The sequence below is a fragment of the Polystyrenella longa genome (assembly GCF_007750395.1).
Classification (GTDB): Bacteria; Planctomycetota; Planctomycetia; order Planctomycetales; family Planctomycetaceae; genus Polystyrenella; species Polystyrenella longa.
Genome location: NZ_CP036281.1, coordinates 210,658 through 236,970 on the forward strand (window position 1 = coordinate 210,658; position 26,313 = coordinate 236,970).

At 51.6% G+C, this 26,313-nt stretch carries 17 protein-coding genes; 9 read left to right on the top strand and 8 right to left on the bottom strand.

Annotated features, from left to right (window positions below; translation table 11 throughout):
- Nucleotides 1-50: 50 nt before the first annotated feature.
- Both Pla110_RS00790 and Pla110_RS00795 read right to left on the bottom strand, forming a co-directional pair.
- The gene (locus Pla110_RS00790) at nucleotides 51-851 is read right to left on the bottom strand and encodes a c-type cytochrome (protein WP_231742791.1); all 801 of its coding nucleotides are present in this window, start codon (nucleotides 849-851) and stop codon (nucleotides 51-53) included.
- Between the two features lie 233 nt (nucleotides 852-1,084).
- Nucleotides 1,085-2,032 carry a homocysteine S-methyltransferase family protein gene (locus Pla110_RS00795; protein WP_231742793.1) on the bottom strand — a complete coding sequence of 316 codons (948 nt, stop codon included), beginning with the start codon at nucleotides 2,030-2,032 and terminating at the stop codon, nucleotides 1,085-1,087.
- Between the two features lie 267 nt (nucleotides 2,033-2,299).
- On the opposite strand from Pla110_RS00795, the gene Pla110_RS00800 reads away from it, so the two are divergent.
- Nucleotides 2,300-3,196, top strand: a complete 897-nt coding sequence (locus Pla110_RS00800) for a cation diffusion facilitator family transporter (RefSeq protein ID WP_144992233.1) — start codon at nucleotides 2,300-2,302, stop codon at nucleotides 3,194-3,196.
- Nucleotides 3,197-3,229: 33 nt separating this feature from the next.
- Here the strand turns inward: Pla110_RS00800 and Pla110_RS00805 are convergent, their stop codons facing one another.
- Nucleotides 3,230-4,246 carry an AAA family ATPase gene (locus Pla110_RS00805; RefSeq protein WP_144992235.1) on the bottom strand — a complete coding sequence of 339 codons (1,017 nt, stop codon included), beginning with the start codon at nucleotides 4,244-4,246 and terminating at the stop codon, nucleotides 3,230-3,232.
- Between the two features lie 189 nt (nucleotides 4,247-4,435).
- On the opposite strand from Pla110_RS00805, the gene Pla110_RS00810 reads away from it, so the two are divergent.
- Nucleotides 4,436-5,209 (top strand): LOG family protein, encoded by a 774-nt coding sequence (locus Pla110_RS00810; RefSeq protein WP_144992237.1) that lies wholly within the window; start codon nucleotides 4,436-4,438, stop codon nucleotides 5,207-5,209.
- 21 nt (nucleotides 5,210-5,230) lie between these two features.
- Here Pla110_RS00810 and Pla110_RS00815 read toward each other — a convergent pair whose 3' ends face one another.
- The 4 genes from Pla110_RS00815 to Pla110_RS00830 all read right to left on the bottom strand — a co-directional run bounded on the left by Pla110_RS00815 (nucleotide 5,231) and on the right by Pla110_RS00830 (nucleotide 10,564).
- The gene (locus Pla110_RS00815; RefSeq protein WP_144992239.1) at nucleotides 5,231-6,094 is read right to left on the bottom strand and encodes a rhomboid family intramembrane serine protease; all 864 of its coding nucleotides are present in this window, start codon (nucleotides 6,092-6,094) and stop codon (nucleotides 5,231-5,233) included.
- A 209-nt stretch (nucleotides 6,095-6,303) separates the two neighbouring features.
- Nucleotides 6,304-6,906, bottom strand: a complete 603-nt coding sequence (locus Pla110_RS00820) for a hypothetical protein (RefSeq protein WP_144992241.1) — start codon at nucleotides 6,904-6,906, stop codon at nucleotides 6,304-6,306.
- Nucleotides 6,907-6,909: 3 nt separating this feature from the next.
- Nucleotides 6,910-8,556 (bottom strand): alpha/beta hydrolase, encoded by a 1,647-nt coding sequence (locus Pla110_RS00825; RefSeq protein WP_144992243.1) that lies wholly within the window; start codon nucleotides 8,554-8,556, stop codon nucleotides 6,910-6,912.
- Between the two features lie 451 nt (nucleotides 8,557-9,007).
- Nucleotides 9,008-10,564: a serine/threonine protein kinase gene (locus Pla110_RS00830; RefSeq protein WP_144992245.1), complete on the bottom strand. Its 1,557-nt coding sequence runs from the start codon at nucleotides 10,562-10,564 to the stop codon at nucleotides 9,008-9,010.
- 470 nt (nucleotides 10,565-11,034) lie between these two features.
- On the opposite strand from Pla110_RS00830, the gene Pla110_RS00835 reads away from it, so the two are divergent.
- Both Pla110_RS00835 and Pla110_RS00840 read left to right on the top strand, forming a co-directional pair.
- Nucleotides 11,035-12,783 (top strand): SpoIIE family protein phosphatase, encoded by a 1,749-nt coding sequence (locus tag Pla110_RS00835; protein ID WP_144992247.1) that lies wholly within the window; start codon nucleotides 11,035-11,037, stop codon nucleotides 12,781-12,783.
- Nucleotides 12,784-12,916: 133 nt separating this feature from the next.
- Nucleotides 12,917-14,902, top strand: coding sequence for an ATP-dependent DNA helicase (locus Pla110_RS00840; protein ID WP_144992249.1), 1,986 nt, complete (start codon nucleotides 12,917-12,919; stop codon nucleotides 14,900-14,902).
- 25 nt (nucleotides 14,903-14,927) lie between these two features.
- Here the strand turns inward: Pla110_RS00840 and Pla110_RS00845 are convergent, their stop codons facing one another.
- Nucleotides 14,928-20,165 (bottom strand): FHA domain-containing protein, encoded by a 5,238-nt coding sequence (locus Pla110_RS00845; protein ID WP_197440420.1) that lies wholly within the window; start codon nucleotides 20,163-20,165, stop codon nucleotides 14,928-14,930.
- 377 nt (nucleotides 20,166-20,542) lie between these two features.
- On the opposite strand from Pla110_RS00845, the gene Pla110_RS00850 reads away from it, so the two are divergent.
- From Pla110_RS00850 to Pla110_RS00870, 5 genes are all read left to right on the top strand, one after another.
- Nucleotides 20,543-21,025, top strand: a complete 483-nt coding sequence (locus Pla110_RS00850) for a VanZ family protein (protein WP_144992253.1) — start codon at nucleotides 20,543-20,545, stop codon at nucleotides 21,023-21,025.
- Nucleotides 21,026-21,167: 142 nt separating this feature from the next.
- Nucleotides 21,168-22,580 carry a glucose-6-phosphate isomerase gene (locus tag Pla110_RS00855; protein WP_144992255.1) on the top strand — a complete coding sequence of 471 codons (1,413 nt, stop codon included), beginning with the start codon at nucleotides 21,168-21,170 and terminating at the stop codon, nucleotides 22,578-22,580.
- 65 nt (nucleotides 22,581-22,645) lie between these two features.
- A complete protein-coding gene (locus tag Pla110_RS00860; RefSeq protein WP_144992257.1) occupies nucleotides 22,646-23,329 on the top strand; it encodes a metal-dependent hydrolase in 684 nt (227 codons plus the stop codon).
- A gap of 186 nt (nucleotides 23,330-23,515) precedes the next feature.
- Complete coding sequence (locus tag Pla110_RS00865; protein ID WP_144992259.1) at nucleotides 23,516-24,916, top strand: DUF1559 family PulG-like putative transporter; 1,401 nt, start codon at nucleotides 23,516-23,518, stop codon at nucleotides 24,914-24,916.
- A 38-nt stretch (nucleotides 24,917-24,954) separates the two neighbouring features.
- A complete protein-coding gene (locus Pla110_RS00870) occupies nucleotides 24,955-26,247 on the top strand; it encodes a DUF1559 family PulG-like putative transporter (RefSeq protein WP_144992261.1) in 1,293 nt (430 codons plus the stop codon).
- The last annotated feature ends 66 nt before the right edge of the window (nucleotides 26,248-26,313 follow it).

The window sequence follows — 26,313 nt, forward strand, 5'->3', positions numbered from 1 at the left end:
ATCTAATCGTCTATAACGTTTCCAAAAGTGAACTGATGATCGAGCCGAAATTAGTCTTGTTTTCCGTTGTACTCGCCCAATTTGTCCGCATCGGGAAGGTGCTCCTGCAAGTTGAACTTAGGACGTTCATGTTGATTAACGAATGCGGCAATGTCGAACGCCTCCTGCGTCGTTAAGGTTTCATCATCCAATGGCATGGCGACTTTCAGCCAACTGGCGAGCTTGTCGTTGTGACTTAATCCGGCACCGTCGTTAAAAGAATCGGCACCCCAGACAGGTGGTCCACTTTCCAGGCCCTCTCCAGTGTTGCCGTGGCAGTCAGCACATCGTTCGACGTATAACTCTTTACCTCGAACGGGATCGGGTTTGAAGTTTTTAATATCCAGAGAGGGAACGTGCCGAGGACCGAGAGGTTTGTTTGGATTCTGAGCGATGGACTGACCCGTTGAGAGCCAGGTGATATAGGTCGTGATCGCCACAGAGACTTCGCTTCCCAGAGGGGGGCGAACACCGTTTTGACTTCGCATGAAACAATTGAGGACCCGGTCCTCCAGTGTAATTGCTCTTTCCTCCCGGGGAGACCACGCAGGATAGGCAGTTGCAATACCGATGAAGCTGGCTGCTTGCGGATGCTGTCCTCCATCGAGATGACAGGAGGTGCAGTTAAGCGCATTTCCAACGTACTTTTTCGACAGCGGATGTTCCTTTGTCTCGAAGACAATCTCTTCTCCAAGACGAACCACTTTTCCAAGATTGCCCGGAGGGTAGTCCTTCGGAACTAAAGACGTCGGCTCCTCAGCGATACCAAACGTCGAAATCAGGACCAGGCAAACCGTGGGGATGGATCGCACGAACAAATCTATTTTCAACATGTATGAATCTCAATTGCGAATCACGATGAACTGTAACCAGTTTCGGACAATTACATTTTAGAGTGGGTTGGAATTAGCCATTTCCAAAAGAACCAGTCCTATCCCTGATCGTGAGATGGGGAACTCACAGAAGGAATGAAATATCTGTTTCTACAATGATTAGACGTTCGTCACTGAATATCTGTGATTTAGCTTACAGTTTATGGTTATGGCTACTTGAGACAACGTTCACAGATGCTGACGATATGGGCAATATCTGTTCCGCAGCAACCCCCAAAGACACGCAGTTCGGGCAGTCGATTTCTTAGCTGCAAATAGCGGTCCCCGAAATCCTGTGGGTCACCTGCGTCCAGTACTGTGGAGTTATCAAGTTCCGCATGGCTCATAGTGGAGGCATTGGCGCGAATCGTACCGATTCTTGCAGTCCATGAATCCTGAGTGTCGAGTTGGCTGTCGAAATGCGTGGGATGAGCACAATTAATCCCGAAATAACTCACAGCGTCTGGCGCTTCCTGATCGACATAGGCGATGGCTTCGTTCAATTTCATTCCCGAAGGGAGCGAGCCGTCCGTTTCTACGGTAAAGGAGATTACAGCAGGCATCTCTGCTGACTGAGCAGTTTTCGCGATTCCGGTGGCTTCTTCTGCGGTCGTGATCGTCATTGCGCAGATGCAATCTGCTCCCGCGTCGCGTAATGTCTCTACCTGTTCGCGATGGTACTCGGCGGATTCGTCAATCGTCATCACCTGAGCGACTTTGTATCCGTCCGCTCGGGGACCCAGGTTCCCGCTGACAATGAACCGACCCGAAGTCAGGTTCGTTTCCTGTCGCAGGTCCTGCAACAGATGAACGGCGGCAATGTTTAACCGACGGCGATCAGCCGCATTGTAACCGAGTCGTTCCGCCCAATCCCGATTCATACGCCAGGTCGGCGTCTCCAATACCACGCCGCATTTGTATTGTTGAGCGAGCGCAACAAACTCCCGATAGTACTGTTTCAATCGGCTGCGGTTGGCCGGATCATCCAGCAGGACTGCGGTGCAGAAATGGGGGATATCGATCCCATGATTGAAAATGAAATCGGTTTCCAGCCCGGCTTCAGTTAGAAAAGATTCTCCAGACTGCGGGAGGAGGACGCGTTCAAATGTTGCGAGATCCATGTTGATTCTTCCGATTGAGGGATTCGGTTGAGTAGGGTCACTTCCGCCATCTTACGTCGCCAGCAGGAAGAGGGCCAAGTAAAAAGTAAATACGCATCCGAGATGAGATCTCTTCCCGAAATCGGTATGGACTGATTTTCGTCTGAGGATACAGGCCTCGAAGAGTTTCACTCTGGACGGTATGATTCAGGGATCAAAAAGAATCTCAGTCTGTTGGGGACGATTTAACATCGAGTGGCTGAGCTGGCATCGTAGGAGAGACTATCAGTGAGTAATCGTCGATCAGATCTTTATCGGGAGGCGATCCGCGCTTCTGTGTTTGGTCTGATTGTGAACGTACTGCTGGGAATCGTTAAATTGATCTCGGGGATTGTGGGCGGTTCCTACGCACTGATTTCTGATGCGGTGAACTCTATCGGAGATTCGCTGACTTCCTTGGTGGTTACTTTCGCTCTCTTCTTCTCCCAACGTCCGGCAGATCGAGAGCATCCTTATGGACATACACGAGCCGAAGCGATTGCGGCCTCCAATGTCGCGTTAGTCATTATTCTATCCGCGTTCTATGTTGCCTGGGGGGCAATTCAACGGTTTTCCGAGCCCCATGAAATCCCTCCAGTATGGACACTATGGGTCGCGGGATTAAACGTCTTCATCAAAGAAGGTTTGTATCGCTACAAGCTGAAGGTCGGACAGAAAACGGGATCAACGGCCATTCTAGCGAACGCCTGGGATCATCGTAGCGACGCCCTCTGTTCACTGGCGGTCTTCGCCGGTTTAAGCATCATTCGCTGGGGAGGTCCGGCTTACCTGTGGATTGACGAGTGTGCGGCGATCCTCGTTTCGCTGGTCATTCTGTGGAATGGTTTTCATCTGTTTCAGAAAAGCGCCAGCGAATTGATGGACGTGCAAGCAGACGATGGATTCATCGAACAAATCAAACAGCGAGCAGAAGAGGTCGAAGGCGTGCAGGAAGTCGAGACGCTCTGGGTGCGCAAATCGGGACTGGAGTTTTTCGTCGACATTCATATCGAGGTCGACGCCCGTCTCACCGTGGCGGAAGGCCATTTGATCGGTCATCAAGTCAAGGACCGACTTTTGCAGGACTTCAGTTCATTAAGGGATGTCCTGGTCCACTTGGAGCCTCATCCGCATGAACGTCATTAGACGCACGGCTTCAAAGCGATGAATCCATCTCGCTTAATATTTGCTGTCGTCTTCTTCATCTTCATCATCGTCGTCTTCTTCATTGAAGTCGGGGTGCAGCGGATCGTTACTGTTGAAGAAGAAGTCGCCGAGGCCCATCGGAAGAAAATTACCGCCTAAGTTCTGCTTGCGCTGGTCAGACATCGATTCAAGATCGAGTGCTTCAGGTCCCAGGCAGCGTTCGAGTGCCTCATGCCACGCATCATCCTGACTCAGGGCGTGGTCTGGATCGGACGCAATCCGTTTCTGGGCATAGCGGAGCATATTGATTCCATCGCGCGTCGAGAAATCGAGTTTAAGCTCGTGGGCTTTCTGCAGAAACTCTACCGTCAGATCGAGCAGTTCCGAGTCGACGAAGGGGAGATGATACTTGAGGATCGCCATTTCATCATCACGTTCGGGATGGGCGAGCGTCAATGTGGGTTGCAGACGGCTGAGAATGTAGTCGGGAATCTCAAACGTCGATTCATCTTCATTCATCGTTACGGCACAACGAAAGTCGGGATGCGCGTGGATAGTGATTCCGGCAATGATCGATTCGACATAACGCCGATGGTCGAGGAGGGGAGCCAGGCTGGCCCAAGACTTTTCATTCATCCTGTTCCCTTCGTCCAGCAGACAAATGCCTCCACGAAGCATGGCGGTTACCAGCGGCGAAGCGTGATACAGAATCCGGCCCTGGTCCCCTAATACGGGAGTGATCAGCAAATCTTCCGGGCGGGTATCGGCCGTGCACTGGTAGACGTACAAGTCCTGTTTGCGTTGTTTGGCAGCCGAAATGGCCAGTGTCGTCTTACCAATACCGGGGGAACCGACCAAGCGTGGCGAGAGGGCCAGGTCGCGGGGATCGACCATAATCCAACAGGCCAAGAGCTGTTTCAGGATCTCAGTTTGGCCGATCCATTCGGTTTTCGATTCGTCCGGATGCCCCAGGTACAGGGTTACGCCATCGATTTCAACCGTCTGTTGAACGGCTTTGGGAGTGCTGCTGCTCGATTCGGAAGAGGTCATATGTGAAGATTCGGGTTTGGCTCAGGCGATGAATTGTTAAGATACGACAGTTTTCTGACGTCAGTATAGCCTGTGGAGGATGAAATCTACAGGTTGATCCCTGTCCGATAGAGCGCATCTCATATCCGCAGCCAAAGCCAATTTTACGCGTTTGGCGGCACAAAACCCATTGGCGAACAGGTCCCCGCAATGAGTGATGAATTCAAAGAAAAGATTCCGCCCGAAGAATTGGCGAGTCAACCAACACCCGATCTAACCTTTCTGGAAGGTCCCCGTTCGCGAACAGGCGAATTCTTTCGAGTGTTACGAATCATGCGAGAGTTCATTCGCGGGTTTCGGGCACTCCACTTTCTGGGGCCTTGTGTGACCGTCTTCGGCTCGGCTCGTTTCACAGAAGATCATCGATACTACCAGCTGGCACGAGATGTGGGTGCAGCCGTGGCGAACGAGGGATTCACTGTTTTGACGGGCGGTGGACCAGGGATCATGGAAGCGGCCAACCGGGGCGCATTTGAAGTCGGCGGACGTTCAGTGGGATGTAACATTATTCTGCCGCACGAGCAGGATCCGAATCCCTACATCGATAAGGTGGTCGACTTCAATTACTTCTTCGTCCGCAAAGTCATGCTGGTGAAATACTCGCAGGCTTTTTTCATTCTTCCGGGCGGCTTTGGGACTCTTGACGAAGCCTTTGAAGCAAGCACGCTTATTCAAACCGGCAAAGTATACGACTTCCCCATTATCTTTATGGGAACCGATTACTGGGAGCCTCTGCTCAAGTTCGTGCGGGAAGACATGGTAGAGGCGGCGACGATTGACGAGGAAGACTATCACCGCTTTTACGTTACCGATTCGGTGGAGGAAGCGGTTAGCTTTCTCGAACGTTGTCCTTCTCGTCCCGACCAGAAAAAGCAGGATTCCGTACAAACGCGCAGTTGGACGAACGTGAAAGCGCCGAAATAAATCGAACTAATTCAGTATCGATTACTTGTTCAGTTGGCGGTACTGTTTACTCGCTTTTTCCAGCGTTTTACGTTCCTTGCTGGTCAGCGAGGCTTCGCCCTCTTCGTGAATTTTCGCCAGAATGCGGTCGACTTCTTCGTTCAGTTGCACCTGCTTTTTCGAAGGGCCTGTGGGGGTATGTATTTTCAGTTTTGGTTTACGACTGAAGATACCTTTCAGCTTGCTGACCGATTCGCGCCCTTCAAACAGACTGGACAGGTTCCAATGAAAGTATTGATAAGCAATACCGAAGACCGCTCCCCCCAGGTGCGCGGCATGAGCCGTGCCAGATGCCGTATTGCCGGCGCTGAGCAGGGAGAGCACGAAAAACCCGATGGCGAGCCAGCGAAGTTCAATGGGGATGATCCCCATGAGCAGCAGCTTCATACGGGGGAACTTCATTGCTGCGAGGAGGAGCAGACCTGAAACTCCTGCAGAAGCACCAATCACGATGGCATCAAACCCGAAGTTGACCACAACTTGGGCCAAACCCCCGACGACAATCGCCACCAGATAGAAAGCCAGAAATTCAGAAGTCTTCATCGACTGGCTGAGCAACCGCCCGAAGATATACAGGTTGAACATATTGAACAGAATGTGGAAGAATCCGCCGTGGCAGAAACCATACGTCACGACCCTCCAGATCTGGCCTTGAAACAACTCCTGATTACGGAGCATCAGCCAGTAGGTCACCTGTTCCCCCACGGTGACGGACATATTCTGCAGGAGGAATACCACCACATTAATGATAATTATTGTGATGATGAGTCGATCTGCTGAACCGGAAGAGGGACCTCCAAAGAAGGAGGGTTCGTCCTGCATGTAGCCACGATTTTCGAGTCCCATGTGTCTGCAATAGCTCCGCGCTGGAGAAGGCTGGGGGAAGAGGAGGGAAGGCGATAAGGAATTCGTCGTTCTCTCATTATAGAGCCGGTCTTTCGCAAAGCGAGACCGTTTTCAGGGCGATCAGTTCCGTAAGTCTGATCGGCCCTATCATACGTCAGGAGGGGAGGGGAAATAAAGAGAAGTCGCTCGCCGTACAGAATAGAATCGTCTTAACTTCTTGCCGATAATACAGTTTCAGCGACGATCACGATAACCGTGAGTGTAACCACTCCCCATATATGACGTCTGTTCACGGGACGGGGAGATTTTCCAAGCCCAAATTCGGAGCCTTGGCCATTCCAAAGCAAAAATCCGGACACCGTACAGACAATACCGAACAAAACCAGCAGCCAAAGAGGTGTTCCCAATCTCAGCAGTTCACGCGTGTCTCCCACGGCCTCCAGGGGAGCGAGACCGAGGTAGGTTCCGTTGGAAATCAGGCAGAACCCGGCGAAGAACCGCCAGAGGTATGCGACAGTTGGGATGAGCCACTGAGAAATTTGCCATCCCAGCACTGGTAGCAGCACTCCCACTAGCGGACCACCCCAGACGACCCAGAGCGGAGATGGGTTCGGCCTGACATCGGTTCGGGAAATCGTCAGTGGATGGAGTACGACTTCAACGACGTTACCTCCGGTTCCGAAAGCCAGCAGAATATGCCCCAGTTCGTGGACAATCATCATGCTTAACCAGGAGAGCAACATCAGACTGACGATGAGCAGGAACCGATCCCTACCGGGCGAAGAGGTGTTCGCATGGGCGGGGCGGTTCATGGGTTACCATTTCCGTGGAAGATGTGGTGCCGCTGTCGGAGGGATTGGTCTACGGCCCCGAATCAATGGAAGCCCTGCCGCGAAAGGTTGCATGCGGGATCGCGCCGCCGGATAGGAGCCCGGATGGGATTGAATCGGAGTGGTCCGAGAAGGAGTGACCTGGACCGGACCCGACTGTGGTCGCATCACATCTGTGATCTGAGAACGGAGTAGAGGATCGGGAGAAGCGACATTCTGTGGCGAGTCGGTTCTCTCTGATTCAGACGAGGCAGGCTCTGTGGTTGGAAGAAATACGAAGTCGGTTACGTATTTGCCCACGTCGGCCCGCTGATAAAAACTCGACCACAAGTGCGCTGTCCCGATGAAAGGAGCCAGATCGAACTCTTTGATTTTAGTCATGCTTGGTCCGATGAACGACCGGTCTTGCGGAGTGAAACCAACGCGTCCCAGCGGTTCCGCACCAGTGGAACCTTGTACGGAATAAAATGCGAGCGCAAGATCGTTGCTGTTTTTCATGTTCAGAATGCGGTCGGTGACGTGAACGACTCGGTCATTCCGCTGCCCCGGTTGCAACCAGAAGTGATCAAACGCGGCCGCGATGAAGATCGCCTGAATATCCGCTTGATCCTGGCGGTCTTTCCATTTCTGAGAGTGATCCAGATCGTGTAACGTCTGGGCACACATTCGGGCTCCATGTGAATGACCGAGCAATGTGACGGGAGATTTCTCAGGAAGTGAGAGTACCGCATCCTGTAGGTAACGAGCGTTGTAAGAAGAACGACTGCCCAGTCGTTCGACATCGGTGACCAGCAGACCGGTTAGCTGTGAGGAACTGGGCCAGGTAAAGAAGACAATCTGTAAGGGTTCCTCGTCAGCCGATTTCTTCAACCAGTGATAGAGATGCCCACTCTCAAATCGAAGGCTTTCCCAGGAGGTAAAACTTCCATGCACCATGATGCAGACGGGGGTGCCGGGTTTGAACCATTCCTCGTACTTTTCACGCGGGTAACGACGGAATGTGCGGTCCCGATCAAAATGAACGTAGTCGAGCATCGGCGGTTGGCCATTCAGTTTCCATTCTTCCCGGGGAGACTGAGGCAAGCTCCGGCTACTGACAATCCAGTAGTCCGCTTCGCGCCAGGTGCCTCCCTCCGCTTCTTTGGCAGGGCCGGTAGACGAGGCATTCAGACGCGTGGTGGGAGCAGGCGCTTGCTGCGGTGGCAAAGGGTCGGCCTGGATTCGGGGAGCAGGGGATCCCGGCTGGCCGTAGGTGCGCGGCGTGGTCGGTTTGAGGACGCGATTATTGATCTGTGGTGGCGAAGTTGTACGTGGCTGTTGTGATGGATTTCCAGTCGTGGGGGTGGGGCGATATGACGGAATCTGGATGCGGGGAGTCACCAGAATATCGGGGGCTGCTTCTTCCGTTCCCTTGATGAAGGTCGGGGTAGGTGCGTCTTCGGAAGCAGCCGGATTGTATTGAGGCAGCGGGACGGTTGGAGTCACCGAGGACGTTGGGTTCTCCGGAACAGGCGCCGAAATGCTGGGAGGTAACAGTGTCGGTCCGTTGCTCTGACCCATTACGAGAGGGGAGCAACCAAACAACAATGCCATCATCAAGAGTGTTTGAAAAATGGAAGGAACGTGCGCCATCGGTTCCACCAATCGTTCATAAGCGAGTTCAACAGGGGGCCATCAACTCTGGTTAAAATCGACGTGATTCGAGATACGTCGATCTGTAGAAAGTAAATCGACCGGGATCAAAACCGTTTCTACTAAGAAAGCGGAGCCGATTCGTATTTGTTACTGAACCCAGGAGTCTAGCGTCATGTCTGTTGGCTCCCGCATGAAAAAAGTCTGGAAATCCATTCCAGGTTGATTTTTTCGATAAGGGTGCGGATCAGTCGGTAGAGGTGGACCTGGGGGTAGGGTTCGACTCTGTTGCCTGGGGTGACTTTGCGGTTGGGTCAGAGTCCGAGGGGATTCAGTTACCCCATTCCCCCTGGAAGCGACAGAGGTAATTGTGGCGACCGCGACAGGGCAGGCACAAGAACTTTTTTAAACCGGTTGGCAAGAGCATCGAAAAAGTCTTCTAGCTCAACTCTTATTCCAGAACGAGGCCCAGGCTCGGGTAGCGATCTGCGTAATAACCCTGTTTTTTAAGAGCGATGGCGGTTTTTTCCAGGCTGGTGGAAAGCAGGTCAATTTCGTCCGCACTGAGGCGGTTTAGTAGTTTGGGTAATTCATATGCGTTTTGTAAACGATCGATCTCTGTGTAATTTTCCGTCAATCCCAAGGTAATAATTTCACCCGCACGGGACTGGCTGAAAAAAACCATTTCCTCTTGTCTGTTGGTCGTGTCTTTGACTTCTTCGAACAAATCCATGGCTTCGGTATATAAGCCTTTGACCAGATAAAGATGAGCCAGACGCAGCTGAGCAAATTTCTGGTATTTGCGATACTCCGTTTCCTGTCCCTGAAATTCTGCCGGATTGTTGATGAGCGCCCGCAACGCCTCTTCGGCCCGTTCTTCCTGATTGAGAGCGTACAGGTATTGATCGGACGGAGTCTGCTTCAGATTTGTTGGAGGGGTTTCTGGCAGCTTGAAGAGATCACCCGGTCGCTGGCTGAAAGCAATTCCGCCAGAGATGCCCGCGACGAGTAGAGCGCTCGCGACCATCACGCCGATCGTTTTGCCTATGGTCCAATTGAAAGGAGTGGCCGTAGGAATCTCGAGGTTGGTCTCCCAGTCGTTGACAACAGGTTCTGTCGAGGGAACCGATTTTGGGAAGAGGCGTTTAAGCTCGTTTAGAATCTCCTGACAATCGCTGTATCGTTTACGACGGTCTTTGGCCATCATCTTTTCGACAACGCGCCCCAGTTCTGCCGGTAGATCAGGGCGATGTTTACTCAACGGAACCGGTTTTTCGTTGATGTGCTTCATGGCAATCGTGACGGCGTTCGTTCCCTGGAAGGGAGGTTTGCCGGACAACATGCAGTAGCAGGTCACCCCGAGAGAATAGATGTCGGAGCGTTGGTCCAGTTCATGACCATGAACCTGTTCGGGGCTCATGTAAAGCGGCGTTCCCAAAGTGGTTCCGGCTTGCGTCAGATTTCCTTTGTCTTCTTGCCGTACAATTCTCGCCAGCCCGAAGTCAGCCACTTTCACTTGCCCTTTCCGATTGAGCAAGATGTTGTCCGGCTTGATGTCACGGTGCACGATGCCAATTTCGCCCGCTTTCTGCAGGGCAGAGGCGATTTGACGCAGGAGTGAGATCGTCAGTTTCAGGTCGAGCGGCCCATGTTTATCGATGTACTGTCGTAAGTTGACACCCTGGACATATTCCTGAGCAATGTAGTGATACCCCTGCTCCTCACCAATGCTGTATACCTGTACGATATTCGGGTGGTTCAGCGCCGCGGCTGCGGCCGCTTCCTGCGAGAAACGTTTCAGGTACGTCTCATCTTCCTCATTCTCCAGTAGTTCCGGCTTCAGAAGTTTAAGCGCGACCTGGCGGTGGAGTGATTTCTGTTGCGCCAGAAAAACAGAGGACATGCCCCCTGTTCCCAGGTGTCGCAATAAATGAAAATCACCCAGCTCCAGGCCAATCAATCGACTGGCGGAGGTCTGCGAAGGATTATTTGGCGGAGATTGTTTCACCACGGATGAGTGCTTGTCTGGCAGCGGAGAAGTCGGGATGGAGTCACTACAGTGCGATCAATCGAAACCCATCAGGTGGATTGGCTCCGATGAAGCCAGTCGACTGACAGGTATGTTATCATACTCCATGCTGCTGGCGGTTCCTAGATCCTGACGGGAAGAACTCAGAAGCTGAAAGGGCGGAATGGATGTTCCGTTGATAGGAATGGGTGGCCGAAATCCTCTGAAAGAGGAAAACAGGCGGAATCTGACAGGGGAGTCCCTTCAAAGTCGATCAGAAGTCTCGATAATGTGAATACGTAAAAGCTTCTTGGAAGTCACTCCGCTTTTTCCTCATCGAGACGTGATAATAGACATAAAAGCAGCGTTGAAACTGCAGACCGGGACCTGTTTACAGAATAGGTTTTCACGCGATCTCACGGTGATTTCAAGTAGCTCATGACAAAAAGCCTGCGGGTTGGAGGTGTAAGGTGCCGTATCTGATTTTGGAAGAGGGATCACCCGATCAGGAAATGATCGAGCTCGATTCCGATTTGATTCTGCTGGGGCGGCACCCCGACTGTGCAATTCGCTTGAACGATATCGCCGTTAGCCGTCAGCATGCCCGGATCGTCAAGCAGAACGAGCAATATTTCATCGAAGATCTCCACAGCCGGAATCAAACGCTCGTCAATGGTCAGGCAATTCAGGGAAAGCTGCGTCTTCGCAACAAAGACTGTATCAAAATCTGTGGATTCTCGTTCCGGTTTCGGCGATCGGAGTCGAGTTCGACGCTATTGTCCCCCGTTGGTGGACATGACAGTCAGGAAACGATGCGGCTTGATTCCCGCACCGCAGTGGATGGCGAGGGTTCGTCTTCCAAAATAATTCAGGAGGCCCTGCTGAATGAAGGAAAGTTTGAGAATGATACCGCCGTCATTCAAACCTTGAAGATGAAACGTCCGGGTGCAAACCCGGTGATGGATCCCGCGCGTGCCGAAACCAAGCTGAAAGCGATTCTGGAAATCAGCAAAGCGTTGGGCGCAACCTTAAAACTGCAACCGGTGATGCAGACGATTATGAGACAGGCGTTTGCTTTATTCCCGCAAACAGATTCTGTGTTTTTAATTATGAAAGATCGCCAAACGGGTGAACTCACTATTCCCGCGAGTAAACATCAAAGTCATATTGATCCCAAAACAGCCCGGGCAAGTAAAACAATGGTCGAGTTGGCAATGAACTCTCGCGAAGCCGTCCTGAGCCAGAACTCGCTGGAAGACAGTCGGTTCACCTCCAGCGAATCGATGCAGGATATGGACGCGAGTTCCACAATCTGCGTACCACTCGTCGAGGCCTCGGGAACCGTTCTGGGCGCTTTACAACTGACGACCAGCGACCTGCGCGAAACCTATACCGACGAAGACCTTGATGTCCTCCTGAGTGTCGGTTCGCAAGTCAGTCTGGCCATTCAGAACGCGTATCAGCATGAATTGTTGCTTAAACAACATGAACTAGAACGCGAACTCGAATTTGCAATGCGGGTTCAGTTGGGTTTTCTGCCGTCCGAACGTCCTAAGGTCGACGGTTACGAATTCTGTGATTACTACGAAGCAGCCAAACATGTGGGGGGGGACTACTTTGACTACATTCATCTTCCCAATGAGCGACTGGCGATTGTTCTGGGCGATGTAGCCGGGAAAGGGGTGCCAGCGGCGCTGTTCATGGCGAGACTCCTTTCTTCGACGAGAAATCACCTGATGACCGAAATATCCGCCTCGGCAACGATAGAAGCAATGAACGCCGAATTGTCGGCCAGTGACCTCGGCTTTCGATTTATTACCCTCGTCATGCTGGTGCTGGATCTGAAAACGAATAAAATCTCTCTCGTCAACGCGGGGCATATGCCTCCCTTGCTGATCGATGCCAAAGGAGAAATTCGTGCTCTAGGCAAGGAAATTTCTGGTATGCCGTTGGGCGTAAATCCGGATCAGAAATTCCGGGAGCTGGAATTTGAATTGCAGAAAGGGGATTCTCTGGTGCTTTACACGGATGGCATTACGGAATCGATGAACCCGGATCGAGAATTATTCGGGACACACCGGCTGTTTGCATCGTTGCATCGGTCGTTTCAGAATATGGACCAACTAATTAAGCAGGTCGTGCAGGATGTCGATGCCTTCGCGCATCAGATGGATCAGAGTGACGATATGTGTCTGGTTGCCTTGCATCGGGAAACTTAGATGTTGGCCAGGATAACTGGGGCAGTTTTTGAGTGCGAACAGTTTGAGTGTGAACAGGACGTCTATATCAATTGAAAGACACTCATGTGTGTGAGGGTCTCTAGTTATCAAAGGAAGATGAACGAGAGTGGAAATGACTCCACGAGAAGTACTGGGTGAATCCGGGCCGATTGCGCGACGGTTGAAACAGTACGAAGTACGTCCTGAACAACTCGAAATGGCGGACGAAGTCGCCCGCGCGATTGCCGAGCAACGTCACGCACTGGTCGAAGCAGGTACGGGGGTCGGGAAAAGTTTTGCCTATCTCGTCCCGGCAATCCTGGCGGCCTACGGTCGTCGGAACGAAGGGAGCAAGCGGAAACGGATTATCGTTTCGACACATACGATCAGTCTGCAGGAACAACTGATTCAGCGCGACCTGCCTTTCCTGAACGCGGTGCTTCCACTGGAATTTTCGGCGGTACTGGTGAAAGGACGAACGAACTACATGTCTCTCCGTCGGCTCAAGGGGGCCGTGGAAAAGGCATCGTCGATGTTCAATGAAGCCGAGCAACTGCGCGACCTACAAAGCATCCTGGATTGGTCATACGAAACTAATGATGGCAGTCGATCCGATTTACCGTTTGCTCCTCAGCAGCAGGTCTGGGCGGAAGTGCAGAGTGAGCACGGTAATTGCCTGGGTAAAAAATGCCCGACCTACGATCAATGTTTCTACTACAAAGATCGACGCCGAATCTGGAACGCCGATTTACTGGTGGTGAATCACGCGTTATTCTTTTCGGATCTCGCCATCCGGCGTGAAGGGGCAAGTCTGCTGCCCGATTATGATGTTGTAATTTTTGACGAAGCGCACACCATAGAATCCGTCGCCAGTGAATATCTAGGAGTCACCTTTTCGAGTGGTCAGGTCGAGTACCTGCTGAATCGGCTTTATAACGAACGTACTCAGAAAGGGTTGCTCGAACAGTTCAACTTGCAGGAACTGAAACAGCTGGTAGGCGCCTTGCGACTGCAGGCGCGCGAATTCTTTTACGACCTGCGAATATGGCAGGAACAGACGGGCAAAGAAAACGGACGTGTCCACGGGGTTCCTCCCATTCAGGAAGAACTGAGCCGGTACCTGTTTCAGTTAGCAGGCAAACTGGTCCTCCAGACAGACCATCTGGAAGACGAAGATCGTATCGAGATCATGGCGGCTGCGGAACGGTGTGAAGGGCAGGCGGAAGCGCTGGAAACCTGGATGACACAAAAGCTCGACGAGGCAGTTTACTGGATGGAGCGGAGCGGCAGTCGTCAGCAAAATACACGCCTCGTTAGTGCCCCCGTCAATGTCGGGCCACAATTACGAGACGAACTTTTTAATCAGCAAAGCAGCATCATCCTGACCAGTGCGACGATTGCCGTCGGAGAGAACGATTTCAATTACGTCAAAGGTCGATTGGGATTAACCTCCGCCATCGAGAAAAAACTGGGCAGTCCGTTCAACTATCGAGAACAGGCGAAATTAATCTTGCTCGATGACATGCCCGATCCCAATTCACGAGAGTACGAGACGGCTGTCTCACGCTGTATCGAGCATTATGTACCGCAGACAGAGGGGCGAGCATTTGTCCTGTTTACCAGCTATCGGATGCTGCAGCGCTGCGCTCGGCAGGTTCAAAAATTTCTGATCGACAATCGGTTGACTCTATACTGTCAGGGAGACGGACTGCCTCGTTCCGCCATGCTGGAGAAATTCAAAAAGGATCCTCGTGCCGTTCTGTTCGGTACGGACAGCTTCTGGCAAGGTGTCGACGTGCCGGGTGACGCACTTCAGAATGTGATTATCACCAAACTCCCATTTAGCGTGCCCGACCATCCCTTGCTGGAGGCGCGGATTGAATCGCTGAAAGCGAACGGACAAAACCCGTTCATGGAGTACCAAGTGCCCGAGGCGATTATCAAACTCAAGCAGGGTTTTGGCCGTTTGATTCGGACCCAGCAGGATACCGGTCAGGTCGTAATTCTCGATCCCCGTGTCCGCAGTCGACACTATGGACGCCTCTTTGTCGAGTCTCTTCCAGAATGCGAGATGGTCTACGACCGGTATCCGGCACTGCTGAGCCATTCTTCTGATTAAAGCAGCGGTCGTCCGGTTAATATTTTTAAGCCTGCGGGTTAAAGTCGTCTTCCTGGCCCTGCTCATGATTCATGGCTACAGGTTCGGTATCGATCTCGTCTTCGCTCTCCATGTTTAGCTCGGCTGGCTGTTCGATGGTCATATCACGACCTTCGCCCATCCTGTCTTTGATTACGCTGTACGATTCCGCCTGTTTGATTTTCATGAATGAACGGAAGTAGATGAACAATGAACCGCATGCGACTGTTGCAGCGGCGATCGTCTGCCACGTGTAACTTTCCTCACTCCAGAAACTGCTGAGAGCAAAGATTGCCGTGATGATAACTGCCACTACACTGATGATCAGGTTGAGCATCAAGGTTTCTCGGAGTTTTTTTGAGGAGTGAGTTGCCAGTGCAGTTCTCGCGTTGGCATTGGCCACTTCTCGCAAGGTTCGCAAGTTGGCACGAAGCTCATCCGGGTTAGCCTTGGTCCGCTCTTTAATCTGCTTGGTCTCTACCTCAATAGCGGTCTCCGTTTGAGGACCGTCTACCGGTGCGGTTATTCCTGAAGTGGTTCCTGGTTTCGGTTTCAATGGTTTGTTCAGGAGCGACTCTTTTTTCTTAGACTCCTCAAACTCATCACCCGCCGACCCTCGTTTCGTTCTTTCAATAAGACGTTGCATATACGCTTCGATAGAGTCATCGGCTTTCTCGACTTCCGGCTCTTCTGCACTTTCTTCAGCGTAGGAGTGTTCTGATTCGACCTGTTCTTCCTCGGCTGCGAACGAATCCTGCGGAGTCTCTTCTGGCTCAGCAAAAGAGTCGAACGATTGATCTGGATCAGCGAAATCAGTTGGATCAAATCCGAGTGACGAAGGCATTTCTGCCGACATTATTTCTTCATCGGCTTCCGTCGGCTGAGTAGTGCCCAGTTGCGCCTCGTTCTCATGCATGTCAAACAAATTGGCGAGTTGCGATCGCAGAGAAGTCATTTGTCCGTCTGAGGCTTTGCTCACAGCGGGAGCTTCGCGTGGTTCATCTTCGGAAACAAACGTTTCGTCTACGAGTTCTTCTGAATCATCATCCTCTGAAAAGTCGGCGGCAGAAATTGTCTCTAATTCCTGCACTTCATCCAGAAAATCAGGCGACAATGAATCCAGCTCATTCTGCACGTCGTCAAATTCGTGATCTACTCCTGTTGCTTCAACAGCGGGGTCGGTGAAGTCATCGACTTCCGGCTCTGACATAAGAGCATAAGCCTCCTCGTCTGTCTGCTGGTTCTCGTCTTCCGAGAATTCTTCGTTTGTTAACTCGGCGCCAGAGTCTTCTATTTCCGTTGGAATCGTTGCCAGGGGCTGGGCGGCTGCTTCTGCCAAACGTTGTCGTGCGGCGGATTCCAGTTCTTCGATCTCCTGTTTCTGTTCGGCCAGTTTTGCCCGGAGCTCTTCCAGCTCTTCTCGTTCTGCATCCAGGTCGACGCGGTTTCCCGTCACCTGATCCCGTTCCAGTTCCAACTGATGTCGTTCATCGACGAGAGAGTTTTGTTGCTCTTCCAACTGTCCTCGTTCGTTAAGTAGATTGTCGCGGAACGTTTCCAGCTCGGCACGAACCGCTTCCAGTTCGGCGTGGGCCGACTGATCGAGTGCCTGCTGGGCCTGTGCGTCTGCTGATTGAGTCGATTTCAGCTCATCATGTTCCGCTTCCAATGTCTGCAACCGGTCAACGAGTTGTTCCTGTTGCTGCAGCAGTTCTTCGCGGTTCAGCTGTACGGACTCTTTTTCATTGGTCAGTTGTTGATGCTGCTCCTGTAAGTCCTCGTGACGATCTTCGAGTTCGGCCAACTGCTGGCGGGCTGTTTCCAGGCTTTCGGAAAGTTGTTCCAGCGCTTCAGAATGCTGGTTCTCGCTTTCCATCTGTTTCATTTCTGCTTCGAGTAACGCCGATCGCTCCAGCTCGATCTTTTCTTTCAATTCATCGAGTTGATCGAGGTTCTGATCGAGCATCGATTGCACCTGATCGCGTCGGCTTTCGGATGCTTCGAGTTCTTTCTCTAAGCGGGACTTCTCTTTCTGAAGGTGAGTATTGTCCTTTTCCAGTTTATCCAAACGGACCATCGCTTCAGAAAGTTTACGCTCCGCTGCTGCAATCTGATGTTCTTTATCGGTAAGTTCGCTGGTCGTCTCATTGTATAGAGATCGCTCCTGTTCGAGCGATTCCCGATCTGTAGCAAGACGACGGGTCAATTCATCAGCGATATGGGTATCAATGGAGGCTTCCCATTTCTGGAGCCGCTTCCGTTCACCATCCAAATCCAGTTTTTCTTCTTCAAACAGATCCTGCTCGGCTTCAAGCGTGGCGCGGTCCTGCTCAAGCTGTTTGCGTTCGTCCGCTAAACGGTCCTGAAGCGAGTTCAGTTCCGTTTTCTGTTCTTTGATCTGTTTTTCCAGCGACAGCAATTCATCGCGCTGATGATCTAGTCGCTCTGATTCCAAGCTGGTCTTGTCTTTAAACTTGGCCTGTTGTTCTTCCAGTGATTTCAACGAACGCGTTAGCTCTTCTTCTCGCAGGTGCAGGTCGTCTTCCTGTTTGTTGAGTCGCGACTCCTCCGCAGAGAGATCCTGAGTTCGTTGCTCCCATTCCGCCGCTTGCGTCTGAAGATTGGCTTCCCGGCTGGTCAAATTATCTTTCTGAGATTCCAGTTCACGCACTTCTCCTTTCAACCGTTTCAGTTCTTCACGGGTTGTCTGCAAACGATCTTTTTCCGCGACGACGTAATCGCTGATTCGATCCGAACGGGTTTCGATTTCTTCTTCCCGTGCGGACAATGCCTGTTCCCAGTGCGCCGCTCCCTGCATACGGGCTTTGATTTCTTCGTTTTTCTGGTGACGCTCCGCTTCCCAGCGGGCGCGAGCCTGTTCGTATTCGTCATGCTGCGATTTCAGGGCAGCTTCCTGATCGAGTAAATCCTGCTCGCGTGCTTTCAGGTCCTGTTGAAATTGTTCGATTTCGGAACGTCGGGTCGTCAGATCCTGTTCGCGTTCTTTGAGCGTGCTCTGCAACTGTTCCGCCCGCTGTTGTTGTAACTGAATCGATTTCTGAGTCGCTTGAATCTCTTTCTGAAACGATTGCAGTCGCAAATCTTCAGTATGCAATTTCTCAAGGCTTTCTCTCGTCAACGCCTCCTCCATCGTTGCCTGATTGCGACTGCGGGCCAGCTGATCCCGTTCTTTCTGGATTTCGCGGTCGATCTCTAATCGGCGTTCAATAGCGCGTGTCGCTTCTTCCTGTAATGCAGCCAGTTGGTCCTGGATGAATTTCTCTTTTTCGTCCGCTTCATGGACACGAGCAATCGCTTCTGCCGAACGCTGTTGCCAAAGAGCGACTTTATTAACCTGTTCCGACTGCTGATTCAGGTTCTCTTCGATCTTCGACTGCTGCGCCTGAAGTTGGCCCTGCAAAGAGGTCAACTGGCGTTCCAGATCCTGTTTCAGTTGATTGATTGATTCAGAAGACGAGTCATGCGATTGCGAAGCAGATGGCATACTCCGTTCAGACTGATGTGAAACAAGAGCTTGATCCTGACTGCTCGACAGCTCAGAGGGTTTCTCAAGCGTCTCAGTCTGTGGTGAATTGGAGTGATCTTTCTCCGCCAGCATCGACGTGTCCATCGTTGCTTCCTCGCCAGCATCGTCGCTGTCGATTGCCTGTTCGTTTTCATTCAGCGCATCGAGTAATGAGGTCGCTTCGAGCGAGTCCGTATCTGCTTCGGCGGTCAGGTCTTCTTCGGGCAGTGATGCCATTGCCATTTCGGGTTCGGGCATTTCTTCTGTTTCTTCAAGTTCAGCCAGTTCGTCGGCTCCGCTCTCAGGTTCCAGCGCCGTATCCATTTCCGAACGGAGTGAGGAGGTTTGTTCCAATAGATTGTTTTCGGCTTGATCGCGAATCGATTCTTCTCTCAGGTCCAGGGACAATTCCAGAGCGGTATTCGATTCAGACAGAACCTCGTCGATATCATCCTCACTAGCTTCATCGTTGGTCGCTTCAGGTTCGTCCGTCGATTCCAATGTCGTCTCGTCGCTTGGAGTGGTCGAGGAGGGCTCTTCGCTGCTTGTATCCAGGGTGGCCTTCTCCTGCTCTTCTTTATTGACATATAGCTGGTGGATGTCGTCTACAGTCACTGCATCGTCTGCAGGCTCTACATCAGCGGGTGGAGTGTTCTGTCCTTCGATTGAAGCGAGCAGGGCGGCCATGTCTCCGTTGAGCTCTGTTTCATTTTCTTCGCCGACTTGTTCCTCCAGAACTTTCTCGGACTCGAGCGAAGCTACGACTTCCTCTTCGACGATTTCGGCAACTTCGTCTTCTTCACTTTCTTCCTCTGCAGGAACACTCTCTTCGATCAGGCTTTCTTCCGAGATGGGTAGGCTATCCTCGACGAGATCAGACTCACTGCTAGCTTCTTCGGACGTCGCAGCCTCTTCTTCCAATAACGATTCGACAGAAATATCTGTTTCGTCTACGGATTCCAGTTCTGCTGTTTCTTCCGCTACTTCTTCTGTCGGCTCAATTGAAGATACTGTTTCAATTTGCTCCAAATTGTCCTGCAGTTGTGCGTCCTGATCCAGGTCGGCAACTTCTTCGATCTCGGGGACTTCGGTCTCTTCCACGTCGGGCGCAGACATAATGCTGGCGAGCAGATCTTCATCTACTTCCAGCTCGTCTTCAGCACCGTCGAGGTTGACAAATTCTTCCGGAGAAGCCAGTTCGGGTTCGGAGAAGTCTTTCGGTTCCGTAGAATCATCTCCGTCACCGAAGAGTTCCTCAGGACTCAGTAGATCGTCAATATTCATATCGGTCGATGACTTTTCTTCGGCAGAGGAGGCTGACGAGTGAGCAGACTCGGTAGGAGAGTTGATGACCAGAGAGGAGAGATCGCCCTTTTCCAGGAACGCATCTGTGGAGACAACTGTAAATTCGACTGTTCCCAAGGTGAGAAGATCGCCTGGCTTTAATTCCGCTTTTTCAACACTGTTCTGATTGATCTGTATCGACGAACCGTGGGCATCAATTTCGACGCGGGAGTCAATCACGGAAATCGAGCAGTGATACGCCTCTACACCTTCGGCTTGGAGTACGAGCGTATTGTCATCTGTACGACCGATGGTGGAGACGCCGTGACGAATGGCCAGTGCGGGCCAGTCGGCGGTTTGATCTACAGGCATCAGAACTAACAGGACATCGTTCTCATCCATAGGAAAGGTTGTCTCTTCGGAAAGGGTGGACATCCCACATAGCTCCATTCTTTATGGGGGATTTCATGTCGAACGAGATGCTCGTCAGCATGATGTTCGTGTAGTCATTCCAGCGTCAGGCAATACGAGTCTCTGGCAAACTTGATGTGACCGTTAGAATTGTGCTCGGGCGAACACTTCTCGGCTGTTCTCAGTGCGCGAAGGACATATTTTGTCCACAGACGATCTCGCTGTCTGTTATTCTCGGCAAGGAGGACCTGCGCTGAATTGTTCAAACCGGGAAACGGAGCGGATTGAGGCAGGACGACCGGGGCAGACGAAATAGTTTCTCTTTTCGGCAAGCTTTTTGCATATTGCCGAGTAAGTCCTAGTTGCCTGAATGCCCCGCTTTTACACGAATTGAGGATCCCATGGAGCAAAACATTCCCCTGCCAGAACTTCGCGCGCCATGGGCTCGTGTCTGTTGTGCCCTGTTGCTCCTGATGGTTGCCTGGTGCCTGTTAACGCCTAATCCACCGCAAAGTCTGGATGAATTGCAGGATCAGACTCTCAGGGGCGACTTGATTATTCACCTGTCTGTTTTCAGCATGGTTTCGTTTTTTATACTAAGTTTGTGTTCACCGGCGCAGCGGGCGAACGGAGTCAAAGGAGCGATCTCTTTTGCAATTATTACAGAGCTGTTGCAACTTTTCGTTCCCAATCGGACCTGCGACCCGTACGACATGATTGCAAATTTAATGGGCATCGCCATCGGATTCATGATGGTGCTCGTATGGGATCAGCTGTTACGGCGATACGGACGCGACTATCTCCGTAAGCGGTGCCGCTCCGGATTGCTCAATGCTCGTGATACGTATGTTCGCCTGCGGACATCCGGTCCGACTTCCGATTGACCGTCTGCCCAATCACGCCGAATTTCCCATCGGGCGTACCTTCATCCCTGTATCCAACTTCTGTAAGATGAATACCAGCTACTCAAGCAGAATTTCTGTCTGGCTATTCCATCTTGTCTAACAGCAGAACTGGATCGAATTGATGAGCACGCCGCTCGAATACAAAGTTGAACCCGCGTTTTCACAAATTCCCGCCGCCGATTGGGAGAACCTGAAACCCCAACTGGACGCGGCCCGCCAGGAAACGCTCGCCGATGTCGACCTGCTCACATCGGGAGAAAAAGTTCCAGCAGACAAACAACCGCTTGATGCCGGTTTCATCATGCTGCCGACGAATCTGCTGGAAGAGCAGAAGTCCCAAGGGGAACAAAGTCTGCTCGGACAGATCAAAGCGGTTGCTAAGGGTTTGCAGCCCATGATCGATCGTTTCCTTGTCCTGGGAATTGGTGGTTCCTATATGGGAATGCGAGCCCTGTTTGAAGGGCTCTGTCACCCGTACCACAATGAACTCTCCCGATCCGCTCGAGGTGGCATTCCTCGATTATATTTCGCAGGGAATAACATCGATAATGATGAGACCGCCGGTCTGCTGGAAGTCCTGCAGGCCAGTTCGAACAATTCCCCGATTGAAAATCGCTGGGGGATGACGGTCATCAGTAAATCGGGAGGAACATTAGAGACGGCAGTCGCCTTTCGTCTGTTCCGTGATGCTCTGGAAAAAACCTATGGTGCAGAATCGAAAGAGGTGACCGAGCTGGTCGTGCCCATCACGGGGGAGTCTGGCAAGCTCCGTGATCTTGCCAACGCCACTGGTTACCCGGCGATCTTCCCAATACCAGATGGCGTCGGCGGACGGTTTTCCGTTTTCACGGCGGTTGGTCTCTTCCCCGCAGCAGTAATGGGTGTCGATATCGATGCGCTTTTACAGGGCGCAGCGGATATGACCGAGCGCTTCCGCACGGCCCCCATCGGTGAAAATCCCGTGCTCGATTACACGGGCGTCTGTCATCTACTCGAAAAGAACAAAGGTCTGTCGACCCGCATTCTTTCCACTTGGGGTTCTCGGCTGGAAGCTTTCGGTCTCTGGTACGATCAACTGTTGGCCGAGAGTATTGGCAAAGAAGAAAAAGGGGCCTTGCCGTTAACCGTCGTGAACACTCGCGACTTGCACAGTCGCGGACAGCAGCATCAGGAAGGGGTTCGTGATAAATTAATTACGAATGTGATTGTGGAAGAACCCTCCACGGCACCTGTTTCTGTACCGCAGGTGGGCGAAGATCGCGATCAGGATCAGCTGAATCGACTGCAGGGTAAAGCGATGCCGGAACTGATGGACGCAGCGATCAAAGGGACCAACAAAGCTTACGCCGAAGTGAATCGTCCCACCGCTGATCTGGTCTTTCCGAAGCTCGACGCTTATGCACTCGGCCAGGCACTGCAAATGATGATGTTGGCGACTGTCGTCGAAGGGCGGCTGATTGGCATTAATCCCTACGGGCAACCGGGCGTGGAAGCCTACAAACAGAACATGGGCGAAATTCTGTACGGCAAATAATCCGGCTCTCGTTTGTCTGATTGCTTCTTAACCCGTCATATGAGATCCAAATAAAGAGTGACATCATGAGTGTTCAAATTGAATTCCTGGGGCACAGTACGTTTGAAATTCGGTCAGGAGAACACCGAATTTTAATCGACCCCTTCTTAACCGGTAATCCGCAAGCGAAGAAGACAGCGGAAGAGATGAATCCGACCGTCATCGTAATAACGCATGGTCATGGAGATCATGTCGGTGACACGGTGGAAATTGCCAAACGAACCGGTGCACTGGTGATCGCGAATTATGAGATTGCCGAATGGCTCACTGCTCAAGGCGTCAAAAACGTGCATGCTCAACATCAGGGAGGCGGCTTCCAGCATCCTTTCGGATACTTGAAACTGACGGTCGCACATCACGGTTCCATGTTGCCCGATGGCTCAAACGGCGGAAGTCCATGTGGTTTGTTATTCAAACTCCCCGGGAAAACAATCTATGTTGCTGGTGACACGGCACTCTTCTCCGACATGAAACTGATCGGCGAAGCGGAACTCGATCTGGCGATTCTGCCTATCGGCGATAACTTCACGATGGGACCAGATGATTCGTTACAGGCGATCCGGTTCCTTGATCCCAAACTCGTCATCCCCTGTCATTACAACACGTGGCCTCCTATCGAACAGAACCCGCACGACTGGGCGATCCGTGTTGGCGGCGAGACGGATGCCAAGGCGAAAGTGATGGAAGTGGGCGACGTGATTACTGTTTAATAGGTGCTCACGATTAAATACAGAGTTTCTGACAGGCGAAATCGGTTCTCAACCGGTTTCGCTTTTTTAGTCAATTATGAGAAAAGCCAATCGTTGAGATAGCCTCCCGTTCCGTATGCTAATAGAATAGCTTTTGTCGCACCTCACTTTCGATCCACGTTCAAGTTCTTTTTCAGGGAGACGACCATGTTCCATCTCTACCGTTGTTCCATGTGTGCGTTCGCTATGTTGTTTTTCATCGGATGCAGTACAGAGCCTGATACACCTACTACAACTGAATCTCAGGAATCGTCCGTCCAAACTGACCCTTTACCGGAAGTCGTAATTGAACCAGAAGAGATGCTGCCGGAGAAAGGCCCGGCTGCTGCTGTGGAACCCAGTTCAAAAGCACCAGTGAAAACGAGCGAGATGAAAACGGACGGCGACGTGATGACGCTGACCATTCCTGAATCGTCCGAAGAGATGCAGCCGTTGGGAGCAGGCATGCTCGTATCACTCAGCGAAGAGGGCGAATTGAAAGTGAACAACTGGGAAACTCGAGACGCAAAATTCTCTCCTGAACTGGAAGCTGAATACTTCCTGCTCTCCATCAATCGCGAATCGCCCGGTTATCTAACCAAAGGACATTTCACGCAACTGCCCGAAGAAGGTTCAGCAACATTAAAACTGGATAAAGGTTACTCCGAGTTCCTCGAAAACGCGCCGGTGATCGTATTCAATCCCAAAGCCGCGACGCCAGAGTTCATGAAGCAGTTTTCAGGAATGGTGCCGTTGAACGATCCCAATAAAGAAGACTCTGGTGATGCAGATCCAATTGAAGCCGCTCGAACCCAGGCACAGGTATCTCAGTCACGCAATAACTTGAAGCAGATTGGGTTGGCGTTTCACAATTACCATGACCTATACGGTTGCTTTCCTCCCGGCGTACTTTATGGTCCCGATGGGAAACCCTGGCACAGTTGGCGAACGCTGCTGCTTCCCTTCCTGGAACAACAGAATCTGTATGACACGTACGATATCACGCAGCCCTGGGATAGCGAAACGAACATGAAAGTTCTGGACGTTATAGTTCCGGTTTATTCGGATCCGTTACGTGGTGAAAACCCGGATAACTACACCCACTATATTTCCACTGTTGGTGAAAAAGGAGCCTTGAATGGGATTGAGTTCGATGGAACTAAAGAAGGCTTTGAAAAGGCATTATTCGAAGGAACCAAAATCCAGAATATGACCGACGGAACTTCGAATACGTTGCTAGTCGCTTCGGTCGCTTCGGAAGCGGAAATTCCCTGGACGAAACCACAGGACGTATTCGTGAATCCCAATGTGCCCGAATTAAACTCAAAAGATGGATTTTCGACGATCGACATCAATGGAACAGAACGACTGATCGCTCTCTTCTGCGATGGTTCTGTACGAGTGTTTGATGGCTATGAACTTGGCAAAGAACGCCTGGCGGCCTATGTCTCCGCGGGCGGTGGTGAGATTATTCAGGATGTTCCCAAAGATAAACATCCGGTGACCTATCTCACGATTACTGCCGATGGCGAAAACTCGACAGCCAGCTTTAAACGAGTTTGGGAATAATTCCTTTCAGCTACCTCTCTTCAATCAGGTTGTTTCCTATGCCTTCTTTTTTCGTTCGATTGGGTTTGCTGGTCCTGGTGATGTCCGTCGTCGGTTGTAGTTCTACGGAAGAAGATTTGGGGGACAGTCCAGCAGCCCGACCAAAAGTAACCACAAGTGAGCAGGTTGACAGCGGTCTGTTGCGTATTCCTCAGCAGGAGATGGGGGCAATCGGCGATGGAAAGGTGGGAGCGATTTCCGAGGAAGGGGAGGTCGTTCTCAGTAGCTGGGACAGTCATTCGTCCGAGATCAATCGCGAGTCGAACTACTTCATCATGTTTCGCCAGCGACAGGGTGACGAAGGGTACCTGACCACAGGGAAGTTCATACAGTTACCGGACGAGGGCGACGTGAAAATTAAGTTGAATCAGGGTTTGGATAAATTAACGACCGACCACGTCTTACTCGCCTTCCGTCCCGACAATGTTTCTAACGAATTTGTGGAACAGTTTCGGGCGACTATCCCGTTAAGTGATCCGACGCCTTCCGACGAACCCGTGTCGGACCAGACTCTGGACGAGGCTCGTATCGAAGCGGTGCTAATGCAGTCGAAAAAGAATCTCAGAGATATCGCCATCGCGATGCACACTTACTCCAATGAGCATGGTTGCTTCCCTCCGGGAGTGATCTATGGCCCCGATGGCAAACCATGGCACAGCTGGCGGACATTATTGCTGCCCTATTTAAACCAACAGACCGTTTATGATCTGTACGATGTGACTCAACCGTGGGACAGCCCGGCGAACCAAGGCATTTCCGAGATCAACATGATCATCTACAGTGACCCTTTGTATGGCAAGAATCCGGACAGATATGCGCATTACGGAGTCGGTATCGGTGACGAAACCTTGATGCGAGGCGTAGAGTACGACGGCACCCGGGACGGATTCGAGACGGCGCTCAAGCAGGGCGTAAGTCTGGCCGATGTCATCGATGGAACGACAAACACGTTGATGGCTGCTTCTATCTCGCCCGCAGATCAAATCAAATGGTCCGAACCCAGGGACGTATTCATTTATCAGAATGTACCGGAGATCGATTCGAAAGATGGCTTCGCGGCTCCCTATCAGAGCAATGGCCAACCGAGTGTGTTAGTCGGAATGTCAGATGGCTCGGTGCAGACCATTTCCAAAACAACTTTAACGCCCGATTTCCTGAAATCACTTCTTACCATTAACGGAAAAGAAGTCATTACATCGCCGACTGCCTCTTCTGAAAACAAACGACCGCAGGTGATCATTAAACTGAACTCTGCCGGTGAAGAGTCAACAGCCGAGTTCGTTCTGGAGTAGAACCTATCCTGGACTCGGTTGAGGCCCTGTGCGAGGGTGTCAAATAAAGGGCTGTTTGACCCGACA